The sequence below is a fragment of the Butyricimonas sp. Marseille-P3923 genome (genome assembly GCF_900184685.1).
Lineage (GTDB): Bacteria > Bacteroidota > Bacteroidia > Bacteroidales > Marinifilaceae > Butyricimonas > Butyricimonas muris.
This window is the reverse complement of record NZ_FXXL01000006.1, coordinates 1338953-1352886: the sequence shown is the minus strand read 5'-3', so window position 1 is coordinate 1352886 and position 13934 is coordinate 1338953. Positions and strand designations below refer to the sequence as shown.

Here is a 13934-nt window from a genome sequence, read left to right as displayed (position 1 = left end):
TTTTATTTATTACATTTTTACAGTTATAGTATTATCCTTTACTTCAAAAACCACGTTTGTCGTCATGGATATAATATTCAATATGACCTCGCAGTTATTGTATTTTTCCAAGTCACCCGTGAAAACTAAATCCTTGACTCGCAGGTTTTGATAAAAAACTTTCACATCATACCAACGAGCCAGTTGTTTCATGATATTTTCCAATCTCTCGCCCTCGATAATCCATTTCCCCTCAGCCCATGCCGTGTAGATTTCCGTGTCTACTTTCACGACATCCGCTTCCCGGGTTTCTTTATCGTAGGTTACTTGTTCTCCGGGAGTAATTACCAATGCATCCGGCATTCCTGTTCCTTGGAATGCTACCTTCCCCTCTACCAGCGTGGTTTGCACGAATTCTTCATCGGGATACGCGTTCACGTTAAACACCGTTCCCAAAACTTCGACCTCTCCATTTTCCGTTTCCACGATAAAAGGATGCCCCGTGTCCTTTACCACTTGAAATAGAGCCTCACCTTCCAATCGTACCCTTCTCTCTTTCCCGATAAACCTCTCCGGGAAACTCAATTTCGAATCGGAATTCAGTTTCACACTTGTCCCATCTGCCAATACCAAATTGTACTCACCTCCTCTTGGAATAACAAGTGTATTATATTCTTCTTTTTCCTGTTGCATATCGCGAGAGGTCACCATTTTTTGCTTGTACTCCTCAACCACCCGTTCCAACACGGACGAATCGGTCAACGCAATTTGTTCTCCCGAATTAAATACTAAAAACGCTTTCATCGTACCCGGTTTCAACGGTTGATTCACGGCTACCGCCTCCGGCTGTTCTACCCGGCTATCCGACATCCAATACGTGAATCCCACCCCAAAAAGTATAAGCACCGCTGCAGCATACCCGATGACTTTCTTCCATAAAAATTTACGGGAAGACTTATCGGTATAAGTAACGAACTCCGCCCACGCACCTTCCGAATCTACTTTCCGGGACTCCTCTCCCGTGTAGTACACGTCAAAGTAATGCTTCGCCTTCCGGTAATATTCCCGGTTCGCTTCATCCTCCGCAAGCCATTTCTCCACTAGCTGATTCTCCTCTTCCGAAGATTCATGCAATAGCCGTCGCACAATGATATCCCAATTTATATGCATCCTGTCTGTCATAGTTTCATCACAATTACACACCTAAGACACACCGGAATAAAAAACGGAGTACAAAAAAAATGATTTTAACAAAATATTTTTAAGCTCACGAACGCATTACCCCTGCTGGAGCCATTCTATCAACAATAGAATCGGCACCAACTTCTCACGCAACATCCGGTATGCCCGTTGTACCTGAGTCTTTACCGTCGTTTCGGCAATATCCAATTGCTCGGCTATTTCCCGATTCTTCTTTCCTTCCACCACCTTCAACAGGATAATCTCTTTGCACCGATCCGGCAATGAGTCTAAGGCTTCTTGCAGACGCCGCTGTACTTCTTCATCAATCACAACATCTTCCGTCCCGGAAAACAATTGTGCTTCAAATAACTTATCGTTATGCTCATCCCGGATTTTACGTTCACGCAACACATTCAGACAGCGATTCCGCAAAGAGGTATAAAGATATGCTTTCAAAGAGGTCATCACCTGCAAGGTCTTCGCGTGATCCCAGATATAAAAAAATAAATCCTGTACCAGATCTTTCGCCTCCTCCTCGTCATACAAGTAACTCTCGGCAAATAAAACCATTTTAGCAAAATACTGCTCGTAAAGAAACCGAAACGCTTCCCGGTCACGCTTCTGCAAACGAATTAAAATATCGATTTCCTTATCTTCCATGTACATATTACTATCACAGCAAAAATAAACGATATAATCGAGAAAAACAACCACACCAGTAATTAGCTATAAAACAAATTACCTCATCGACAATTAATCATCGACGAGGTAATTATATCATCCGGAATATTCCCTTTACTTCACTTCCCTAATCAGCTCGACAATCCGCTCATTATTAATGATTATCATACCGTGTTTATCATTGGTTATTCCCGGTTCCAACTTATAGGTGTAAGTCGGTACACTCCCGTTCATCACCGTGGGCAAGTAAGCAAAGGTTGCATTATCGCAATTTTTACCCAACTCATGACCGACCTCGATGATATGCGTCGAGATCATAAAGGAACAAGCGTGGCGCTTTGCCAAAGCCGAGGTCACGGCATACGTGGCATCATAAGCATCTTTGACATTCGTACCCTTGAAAAGTTCATCGAAGATCACCACGAGCCGTTTGGAAAGGCTCACCTCGATAGCCACTTTCTTCACCCGAAGCACTTCCGCGTAAAAATGACTGTATCCCATGTTTATATTATCCGGCACATTGATAGAGGTATACATCCCGTCCTGCACGGTAAAACGCATTTCTCTGGCAGCCACGGGGAATCCCATGTGTGCCATATACACCGCGATACCGAAAGATTTCATGAGCGTGGACTTCCCCGCCATATTCGCTCCCGTCAGGAAAAAGATATTCTTCTGGCGGGTTATGGAAAGATCGTTGGAAACAGCCTTACGGATGCAGGGATGATGCAAACCTTTTATCTCGATAGATACCTCTCCCTCTTTCATGGCTTCCGCGAAACAGAAGTCATATTCACGAGCCACTCGTCCGACCACTATGTAAAGGTCTATCTCGCAGAAAAGGCCGAGTAACTCCTGCAACGGCTTGAGCCATACGCTCCGCAACAAACGGTCGACAGAAAACATCTGACCGAAACTCAAAGGTCGTGTCGTATCTTCCAACAACCGGGCAAAAGCCTTATTATTCAACAAATTCAATCCCCACTTCACTCGTTCTTCCAATGGATTGTCCGCTATATCTTCATTCACCCGCTCGAGAAACGCTTTGCTTTCACGCAAGAAATGAATAGTCGCTTCCATGCCGGCACGCCAGATGCCAAAATGCTCGTCTTTACTAATCAACTCCAAAGACTTCATTTTGCACAGCAACAACAAATTGACAAACCAAGATGTACGCCCGGCATTCCCTATGTACTGGTCGATCTCTTCCAGTTCCTCGGAATCACCGGGAAATTCAAGAGCATGCGTTTTAAAATAACGGAAAATCGCTGTTCTCCGGTTGATCTCTTCAGCATCCGTCAAGAGATGGGTAAACATCTGATCCATTAATCGTTCCGCCCCTCTGGTTACCAATCCACCAAACAGGCTATAAACCGAATTACTGCTATACTTACCCAATATGTTCAAATCGTCCAAAGTCTGTTTATCCGTTTCAAAACTCATGATTTTCCTCCTTCCCCGTTTATAATATCAATGATTCTCTCGTTATTGATGATAATCATTCCGTGTCGGTCATTCGTGATCCCCTCTGCCAGCCGATAAGTATAAACCGGTTTGCTCCCCTCCATTTTAGTCGGAAGATAAACAAAACGAATATTCTTACACCGTTCTTTCAAAACTAAACCGACTTCTATGATATGTGTAGAAATCAAAAACAAGCAATTGGGAACACCCGCGAAGGCTTCCGTCACGGCAAGCGTGGCATCATAAGCATCCTTGACATTCGTACCCCGGAAAAGTTCGTCGAACACGATCACGAGATTCTTGGTCTGTTGCAATTGCATCACGACTTTCTTCAAACGTAATACCTCCGCATAGAAATGGCTATATCCCATGCTTAGGTTATCGGGCAGATTAATAGTCGTGAACATCCCGTTGCGCACGGAGAACTCCATCGCTTCCGCCGGAACGGGGAACCCCACGTGCGCAAGGAATATCGCGATGGAAAAAGTTTTCATAAACGTGGATTTCCCCGCCATATTGGCTCCCGTGAGAAAAATGATATTGCTATTCTCGTCGACCTCGATCGTGTTGCCTATCGGTTTCGCCAAAAACGGATGGAAAACACCTTTTATCTTCAACACGTTGCGCTCGGCAGGAAGCACGGAAGCAAAAGCAAACCCTCGTTCCTTAGCGACCCGTGCCACGGCGATATATACATCCATCAAATAAACGTAATGAAGTATCTTTCGGAAATTCTCCCGTTCCTCGAACCGAAGAATCCGGTCATAGACGACGGCTTCCTCGTAATTTATCTTTTTCTTACCCGCGTACCATGCCCACTTTTCATTGTCCAACAAATTCTTCAAGTTCACATTTACCTCGGTCACGTCTTTACTGTCCGTGCTTCCGGTTTTATTCAGAAAATCATTCAAGGTATTCAACAATTCAAGACATCCCAGAATACCGTTTTGTATCCATGTATATCCCGTTTCGGCTCCCATCAGATTTTTCACTTTCCATTCCAGCGTATTATTCTGACTCATCAATTGACTACGGGTATCCGTGTTATCCAGATAAAACTCGATGGCATCGAAAATAGCCGCTCTAAACGGAAATTCCATCCCGCACTCTTGATAATAACGTATCGCCGCACTCCGGTTAGCAATCAAATCGTATTCGGAAAGGGGGTACTGGAACATCTCTTCCAGTACTTTTGCCCCTCCTCGCGTATGCGTCCTGTTGAAGATTTCGTACACCGATTTGTTAGCCCCGGCGCTCAATATCACCAAGTCGTTCAAAGTTTGTTTATCTATCCGAAATCCCATTATTTCAATTTCTTTTTATTAATTTCTCTTTCTACGAATCCACAAAATCGTACCCCACAACAATAGAATCACGGGAACAACACCCATAAAGGCAATCTTCACGTACGGCATATCCGGACGTTTCAGATGAATCCCGACATCCGACCCGTTCGGACGGCGTACATCCAAAGGCGCCTCCCCGTAAGAGAACCAATGGAACGTCCCGGTTACCAACGGATAATTCGCCACGGCTACCCCTCGTTCTCCGGCTACCCCGTCATTACTGATACAACTGGCATTTCCCAAGATCATGATTCGTTGTTCACGATCACCTATTTTACGGGATAGAGCCAAAGCCGTCGGGTACATTCGTTCGATCTCTCCCGCCGCGGGATTCAATACCACGGAATCATTCACGAAATCCCGTGTTTCCATCTCATTCCAACATCCGGTAGAATCGGTTCGCAATAACTCCCGCACGGTAAAGCCCTTATCCGTCGTGTAATCCAGTCCCACGGCATCCTTCATGTTCACTTTAAACCTACGTACCAACCACATGAACTCGTAATGATACGAAAGCTCTTTCACCGTTTCGGGCACGGCATTCACCATCATGGAATTCGGAAGAATATCCACCTTTTTCTGTACCAACGTTCCCGGTAACAAACGCACGCCTAACGATTCCACGATCGGGTTCATCACGCTCTGTTTCCCGGCTCCCCCCGCGATCAACAAATTGCCGCCACGCTCGATATACTTGTTCAATTTCGTCATCTCTCCCGGAGTCAAAGGTTCTGACATATCGGCAATAACCAAAATATTTATATAACCGGGAATATCAGCATCACCCGAAATAGAAACCTCTTCCGTATCGAATCCTTGATTCAGCAATGAATGGCGGAATGTTTTCTCCCCGGCAAACAACAAATAATCTCGTTTCCGCTCTCCGGTGATGGAAGGTTCCCCGTGTCCGGTAAGGAATCCCACTTTGGGCATATCCATTACAAAACGTTTGAACATTACTCCGATTTCCGCCTCACTCGGGTGTTTTTCCATATCGTTAAACAACCGCAGGAAAGCCTTTTGTCCGTTTTTCCGTTCTACCAACCGCACGAAAACATTCCCTTCCGGTTCCAAATCGACTATCTTTTTAATCTGTTTCGGTGTCAGCATTTTTTTGATATCCCAGTCCCTTTTTTCAGACTCCTCTTTTGCGATTTCGTCAATTGTTTTTCCCGGATAGCGACTCATCAGCCAAGGATTAGTAGTCACCGTATCATAATAATAAACATATTTCATCTTAATATCCGGCTTGAAGCGAAGATATTGCTTGAAACGCCTTTTATCATCGTTCACCATCTCGGGCCACCCGTAATAAGCATCTCGATCCAAATAATTCACATAAGTCGTTATCGTCATTCCATCCTCCAGCGAGTTCATGATTTCCTGACTTACAGGCGTCAGTGTCATCCGTTTCGTTTCCGTCGAATCATAGAAACACATCATCATCGGGCGAGAAGTGATATAACCGATCAGACAAGTTCCCGCAATCACTCCCAGATACTTTCCCCACATGACGCCCTTCGGGGCGTACTGGCGGGTTGAATTCAACCTCAAAATAGCTAGTGACAAGAACATTGCCGACACCACGATAAAATAGATTATATCCTCGCTGCAAATCAATCCGGCAATCATCTCTCCCGAACGTCCTGAAATACAAAGCCAATAGGTAATATCACGCACGAAATCATAACTCTGTCCTACTTGGTTCACGTAGTTCAACGCGGCCAGAATCACCAGTGTCCCGATACCGGCAACTACCTGATAGGAAGTCAGCGAAGACACGAACAGACCGATAGACGCGTAAGCACACAGTAACAAGTAAAGTCCTAGCAAACCGACCAAGGCTTCCTTGAATCCGAAATTATCAATAACACAACCGGCAAATAACACCATGATAAACAACACTCCCATCAACACCAACCCGTAAAGCATCATGGAAAGGAATTTTCCCAGAATGATATGGGTAGAAGTCACCGGCGACGCATACAGCAACTTAATGGAACCACTGCTATATTCCCGGCTCATCAACGACATCGTCAACAAAGGCATATACAAGTAAAGATATTGTTGCACGATCGTGTACAAGCCGCGCATACCACCTAATAACGAAGCCGTTTGCATCCCCCACGCGTAACCTAAGGTATTCGCCTGAGCCTTTTCTTCCATCAACCCGACAAACGTCATCCCTACTTGAAACGCAAACACGACCAAAATAAACCATGCTACCGGAGAATAAAACAAGGTAGCCAACTCCGCTTTTGCAATTTTATATATTCTTCTCATAATATTCTTCTCGTATAAATTCACATACTACTTTCTCCCCTTGGAAGCACTTTTTGATAATTGGGCAAATATCGCGTCCAGCGAACTCTTCTCGATCACCAGCTCGATCAATCCCCATCCTCTCGTGACACAAGTTTCAGCCACACGTTTAGCCGTATCCTGATCACCGTCATACCGCAAACGGAATCGTCTTTCCGACAAGGTTTCCACCTTGGAGATTCCCGGCATAAGCAAATCGCACTCCATCGGCGGCGTATCCAATTCCACTAGCAGGGTATTCGGTTGGATATAATTATCAAATTCCTCGATACTGCCCGAAAATATCATCTGCCCGTTCTCGATCATCTTAATATTCCGGCAAGTAGCCTGTACTTCGGAAAGAATATGGGTAGACAACAACACCGAACGCTCTTCCGCTATTTCCTTTATCAAATGGCGTACTTCCGTGATTTGGTTCGGGTCCAATCCATTCGTCGGTTCATCCAATACGACGAATTTCGGCTTATGCACGATTGCCTGCGCGATACCCACACGTTGCTGGTATCCCCCGGAAAGATTCCGCAACACCCGTTTGCTGAAATGCGTAATCCCGCAACGAGCCTTCGCCTCATCCACCGCCGCCTTAATCTGCTTCTTATCCACCATGTGCAGATCCGCACAATACGTCAGATACTCGTCTACCGTGAAATCTAAATGCAAGGGAGCCTTTTGAGGCAAGAATCCGATATTCTTCTTCGCCTCCACCGGATTCTCCCGCAGGTTAATCCCGTCTATAAACACGTTTCCCTCTGTCTGCTTCAACACCCCGCATATAATATTCATCGTCGTTGATTTTCCCGCTCCGTTGGAGCCAAGGAGTCCCATGATACCCCGTTGATTAATCTCGAAATTAATATCCCGGATAGCCCATTGGACACTGTAACGATGAGATAAATGCTCTACTTTTACAATTGAATTTTCCATTTAGTGATTTATTTAAATTATTCCATACAACGAACACGAAATTCAAAAGACATAGTCGTCCCATGCTATCGCCGAAAGGCGATAGCACAAGTGACTTTCAGTATAATTATTTATAAACTAATAAAAACTACTCGACATAACCGGCGTTGGCATTCCCGATCGCTTGTAAATCAATGCCGTACTTTTCGAGGAAATACGCTTGCAAAATGTCATGTTTCTTCTTTACCAACGGAAAAGTCAGATAAGTTGCCCATGAATTCTCCTCTGTCACAGCATGACTAATCATATTTTTCACGTACTGCTTGAAATCAGTGTCTTTCGATAACATCTTCGTGTAATAATCCACGAAATAACACCATTCACTCGCAGAACCATATTGCTCCTCCAAATCTATACTAGGAATAAAACCTCGCTCCCGAGCATTCGTCGGATCTCGTTCAGTAGCTTTCGTGTAATCGCTAACTTGATAAAATTCATTGGGAGCTTCAATAGCATTAATATTTAATAAATGATCCAAGAAAGCCTGTTGTATCCAATTCTTCGTCGACTTTTTGTCAGCAAGCGACATAGAACCCACATCTTCATTTAATCCCGCAATAGCCAACGTATTCGTCGTCAGATATAACTTAAGGTAAGTTGCAGGCCTCTCGTAAGTATAGGTCTGTTTCACGGAATCGGCAAGAAGTATCCGGTAAGGAAGATTCTTTTCTAAAAAATCATCCGGATAATAATTCAACCAAACTTCTTCCAGCAAATCCAACATCCCTCCTAAATACTGCGGATCCCCCAATACCGTTCCGAATATATTATTACCGGTAGAGACCGCAACCTGCGTCCAGTTAAAATCCTTTTGCGAATATTCGTACAAGAAATAAGAACCATACTTCTCGAACAAAGCCACCACCCGATCGTCTGCCGGAGATTTCCCCTGCGGCAATTTATAACTCTCGCCAAACGGGATATCCGGTCCCAAGTCATTATCATTGTCCGTGCAGGCAGTCCACGAACTCAAAGCGACAATCACAAATATAAATATCTTTCGCATAACGTCTTATTTTTTAAATCATTACATACTAACACCCACTCTCAGCGGTTCCTTGTCGGAAGCATTCTGTACCAATTCCTTATTTTTATCCATCACGCTACTCGGTAATGGCAACGTGTACATCGGATCTTTCTCCTTCAACGTGTACACCATAGCCGGACTGGTTGTACTCTCTTGATAAATATGCGTAATCTCCGGCATCCCGTAACGACGCAAATCAAACCAGCGGTGTCCCTCGTAACAAAGTTCCAAACGGCGTTCTTTCCGGATGGTATCCAACAAAGCCGTCGGATCGGTAATCGATACATCCCTGTAATCCATAATACGATGCTTACGAAGCGTATTCAAATCAGCCAACGCATCGGATTGCTTTCCGGTCAACCGCGAATAAGCTTCTGCACGGTTTAAATAAGCTTCCGCCAGACGCAAACACTGTCCCGGCTCTCCGGCTGCAGCATTTTTATTTATTAGCCAACCCGTAAAATCTCCAATCCAAGAATATTGAGCAATAATATAAATCCCTAGCCTTCTGTCTTTACTATTAAACAACTTCAATAAATCTGAACTAACCACGTAAGCCATGCTATAATTATCTATTCTTGCACCGAAAATACAAACCGTCTCATTCACATCATAACTGTTCATGCAATAGTTCACGTTTTCATCCACTAAAGTAAGATCAGTTAATCCCCGTCCTAATTCTATCGCATCATTTGCCGCGTTAACCGCATTCTGCCATTCCTCCATGTAAAGATATACCCGGGACAACAAAATCTTCACGGCAGGGAGATTCATCCGGTAATTTCCAATCACCACGTTATATTTTTCAAACAACTTGGCAGAAGCATCCAAGTCTTTCAATATCTGTTCGTACACCTCTTTCACCGTGCTACGGACTCCCCCGACTTCCTCCTGCACCGTAGAAGTTAATTTCAAAGGAACTCCCAACGCTTCTTTATTATAATTATACGGTTCCCCGTACAGGTTTACCAACCAGAAATAATAATAAGCTCTTAACGCCAAAGCCTCCGCTTTCACTTGCTCACGTTCTGACTGCGTACCGATAGCATCGTCAATATAATCCAGCACGGCATTACATCCCTTAATCCGCTCGTACCACATATAGTATTCCGTTGAGGCCAAAGGCGTCCCCTCATCTCTCCGGTACAAATCCGGTTGCCATGTAAAGGCAGGAAACCACGCCTCGGCATTAGTACTTCCAAGCACATTTTCTCCATCCCTGTCAAGCATCTTATCATCATCCAATTGGGCAAGTATCGATCCCGGATAATATGCCGTGGAAGGATAACCGGATCCCATGAGCAATTCACTAAAATCCGTCACTGTTTTCGGGATAACTTCATCTTGGGATTCTTCTTCCAAAAAATCAGAACATCCCCCGCTCAAAAATAATCCCACTGTAACAACAGCCAATCTTAATATATCTCTTTTCTTCATATCTTCTTTTTTTTCAATTTCAACATCAGAATGCAGCACTCAACGAGAGTGACATCGTACGCCGGGTAGGCCATCCTCCCGTTTCCGGATCAATGCCTTTCCATTTTTTATCGAACACGATCATAAACGGATTTGCCATACTCGCGCTCAGGTTCAAGTTCCTCACGTGAAGCACCCGTAACACTTGCTCTCCAAACTGATAAGACAACGACAATTGAGTACACCGGATCAAATCCGTATCGGCCACCCGAATATTCGCCATATTATACATTTGATAAGGAGACTTATATGTTCCTCCGCTTGTCGGCAAACGCAGTTCCATGGTACTGCCTCGCCCGGGTAAAGAAGGATATATTGTTTCATCACCGGGATTTCTCCAACGGTTCAACAATTTTCGGGAAGCATTTTGTTCCGGGGAAGGAAGTCCCTTTTGGCTGGAAGTATTATAGAAGTCCGGAATACGCCCCTGTCCCCCGAACTGCATGGAGAAATTAGCTTGGAAACGGAAATTCTTATACCTGAACGAAGTGGAAAGACCACCACTGAAGTCTGGTTCATCCTTACCGCTCAACACCAAAAATTTCGTGAAATCTTCCGTGTCATCTATATCCAGATTTTTAAACAACGGTGTTCCGTTCTCCGGGTCAAGCCCGTCAAATTCAAATGAATAAAATGCCGAGTAAGCCTCACCGTTGACAATACAAGTTCCGTTCAGGAAATCGTCCACGGTATTCACCCGCTCGTTATTCGTCTGTTTATTTTTCGTAACACCCGTATTCACGGAAAATTGCCACAAGAAATCCTTTGTCCGGACAGGCACGACATTTACTGTTAATTCGTACCCCTTATTTTCCATTTTAGAACCGAAAATCACGGAATTCAACATACCATTCTCCGCCGGCACATCCCGGGAAGAAAGCACGTCGCTATTCTTACCGAAAACATTTGCCAACACGTTCAACCGTCCATTCAAGAAAGCTAAATCCACACTGAAATTCCAACTCTTCGTCTTCTCCCAACCCAGATTATCATAAGGCAAGCCTTTAATATTCAACGTATATTGTTTATATTGTTCATGGAAACCACCATCTGACGCTATCAGATAAGGAGAAACATTTTCCACGGCATTCCCTTGATAACCATATGAAGCCGATATATCCAACCCATCAATCCAATTCCATCCCCGGGTGAAAGGCTCATTAGCAACTCTCCATTTAGCCCCGACTGACCAAGTAGGTCTGAATTTCTTATCCGGATCCTGCCCGAATCGGTTGGAAGCATCCAAACGAGCGTTAAAATTCACCACATAACGATTATCATACGAGTATATACCCGTGAAATATTCACTCAAAGAATTTGATTTACGATTTACCACTTTCCGGTTCGTTCGCATCTCTTCATAAAGCTCATTATTTGTAGCCGACGCCCCAACAGGAGTATACATCAGCGGAACACTTGCAAACGACTCACCCCGGTATTTCAAGTAACCGTAATTCTTGTTTCTCGTTCCTGTCGTTTTTGCCGATGCGATCTCGATTCCAGCTTGCAGAGTCATACGATGAACATCCTTAAACGTCTTGTCATACACCAAACTATTCCGGAAAGTATAATCCCTTACAGATGATTCCTCCGTGTACAACAATCCCCCCCAAGGCAAACGAGAACCTTTCTCTTCCGCCTGATTCGCCAACACGGAACCAAACTCATATCCCCTCATACTCGTGATATAAAATGATTGTTCCGTAGCCCACGATTTAATATTGGAAGAAGACAGCCCATAGGAGAACACGCCTTGATACTGCAATCCCGGAAGAATCGTCCAATTTAAATCCAAAGAAGTAGAAATCTTTTTCGTCGTGTTTTCATTCCCCGTATTATTCCGTTCATTAAGAATATTATAATTATACCGATTTTTCAAAGGTATAGAATTACTCGAGGCACCTACCTTTTCATGATAAAACAACGTTCCGTCCTCATTATAAGCAGGAATCACCCGAGATGTATTATAAGCATAATCAAACGGACTAACGTTATAAGCAAATCCCTCCGTGTTCCGCAAACTCCCGTTAACCAAAAAACTGGCTTGTAAAGTAGGCAGGAACTTCATCGTTGTATTTGAACTCACGGAAAAATTCGACATTTCATTCCCAATAGCCTCTCCGAGCGTTTCGGAGATATTGATTGAAGTCCGGTTTGAAATTTTTTCCGACCCTCCGGTCACGCTAAGCGAATGCTGGTGACTGACAGAATTACGGAATAAAATACTAAACCAATCCGTATTCATCCGCTCCATTTTCCGGAACTCCTCTTTCATTTCACTCTCCGTGATTTCCTTATTGTTCAATTTCTCTACAAGTCCCTCGTACCCGATAGGCAATATCGAAAAAGGAAACGATACCCGTTCCTCGTAGATTTCTTGGGATAATTGCATTCTTTCTTGTGAAGTCATCCGGTCGTACATCCCGTATTTAGGACGTTGACCTACAGTCACACTCCCACTGTAAGACACGGAAAGTCTTCCCGTTTCTGCTTTTTTCGTGGTTATCACGATCACGCCGTTTGCTGCTTGCGATCCGTAAATTGCCGTGGCGGAAGCGTCTTTCAACACAGTCAAAGTCTCAATATCATTCGGATTCAACCAAGAGATAGCATTCGATACAATCAAACGTAAATCCTCGATATCCCCGGACAACTCATCCTGCATCGGGATCGGCTCACGCTGAATCACGCCGTCGACCACCCAGACAGGTTCCTTATTTCCTAACAACGTGGAAGTTCCTCTTACCCTAATTTTCGGAGAAGCACCGACCTGCCCGGTACTCATCCGAACTGTCATACCGGGAACCACACCTTGCAACATTTGATCAATAGAAGTCATACCCGCAATTTTGATATCGTCCACTTTTACCGTGGTCACGGCTCCCACGTAACTACCTCTATTTACTGTCATATATCCGGTCACGACAACATCATCCAATGTCGCCACATCCTCCTTCATTACCACGTTGATCGTATCCTTCCCGGCATAGACAATCTCTTGCGCTTCCATACCGATAAAAGAAAACACGAGAGAAAACTTCTCCGGGGCATTCGGTATTGAAAGCTGATAATCTCCCGTGCTATTCGTTGCCGTTCCTATCGGGAATCCCTTCAACTGAACGGTAACACCGGGTAGAGGTTGCTTCTTAGCGTCCGTCACTTTTCCGACAATACGAATAACCTTTGCCTGTTGCACGGCAAGTTCCCGAACAATATACACTCCTCCCTCTTCGAAAAACTCGAAACGAGTATCTTTCAGCACTTGTCGCAACGCTTCGACTACATCCATTTCCGTGATTTTCATCTCACGGCACTGCACTTGTTTCGTCTTACCCGCATCATACAGAATACGGATTCCCGACTGATTCTTTATTTGCTTCAGCACCTCGTTCAAATTCATATCGGACTTTACCGAGATATTCACCTTTTGGGTAAATGCACTGGCTGAAATAAAGAAAAACATCACAAAAAATAACGTCAGTTTCATCACTTGA

At 44.3% G+C, this 13934-nt stretch carries 9 protein-coding genes; all 9 read right to left on the bottom strand.

The features are described from left to right. Positions 1 to 9: 9 nt before the first annotated feature. Complete coding sequence (locus CS948_RS11280; RefSeq protein WP_255301968.1) at positions 10 to 1161, bottom strand: FecR family protein; 1152 nt, start codon at positions 1159 to 1161, stop codon at positions 10 to 12. 96 nt (positions 1162 to 1257) lie between these two features. After that, complete coding sequence (locus CS948_RS11275; RefSeq protein WP_255301967.1) at positions 1258 to 1821, bottom strand: RNA polymerase sigma-70 factor; 564 nt, start codon at positions 1819 to 1821, stop codon at positions 1258 to 1260. A gap of 135 nt (positions 1822 to 1956) precedes the next feature. Beyond that, complete coding sequence (locus CS948_RS11270; RefSeq protein ID WP_099291762.1) at positions 1957 to 3285, bottom strand: hypothetical protein; 1329 nt, start codon at positions 3283 to 3285, stop codon at positions 1957 to 1959. Next, complete coding sequence (locus tag CS948_RS11265) at positions 3282 to 4610, bottom strand: DNA mismatch repair protein (RefSeq protein ID WP_099291761.1); 1329 nt, start codon at positions 4608 to 4610, stop codon at positions 3282 to 3284. The genes CS948_RS11270 and CS948_RS11265 overlap by 4 nt, the downstream gene beginning before the upstream one ends. 18 nt (positions 4611 to 4628) lie before the next feature. Continuing rightward, a complete protein-coding gene (locus CS948_RS11260) occupies positions 4629 to 6935 on the bottom strand; it encodes a Gldg family protein (protein ID WP_099291888.1) in 2307 nt (768 codons plus the stop codon). Positions 6936 to 6962: 27 nt separating this feature from the next. After that, positions 6963 to 7898, bottom strand: a complete 936-nt coding sequence (locus tag CS948_RS11255; protein WP_099291760.1) for an ABC transporter ATP-binding protein — start codon at positions 7896 to 7898, stop codon at positions 6963 to 6965. Between the two features lie 127 nt (positions 7899 to 8025). Further along, positions 8026 to 8943 carry a hypothetical protein gene (locus tag CS948_RS11250; protein ID WP_099291759.1) on the bottom strand — a complete coding sequence of 306 codons (918 nt, stop codon included), beginning with the start codon at positions 8941 to 8943 and terminating at the stop codon, positions 8026 to 8028. Between the two features lie 21 nt (positions 8944 to 8964). Then, positions 8965 to 10401 carry a RagB/SusD family nutrient uptake outer membrane protein gene (locus CS948_RS11245; RefSeq protein WP_099291758.1) on the bottom strand — a complete coding sequence of 479 codons (1437 nt, stop codon included), beginning with the start codon at positions 10399 to 10401 and terminating at the stop codon, positions 8965 to 8967. A 25-nt stretch (positions 10402 to 10426) separates the two neighbouring features. Further along, entirely contained in the window at positions 10427 to 13927 is a 3501-nt protein-coding gene (locus CS948_RS11240) for a SusC/RagA family TonB-linked outer membrane protein (protein WP_255301966.1), read from the bottom strand. Between the last annotated feature and the right edge of the window lie 7 nt (positions 13928 to 13934).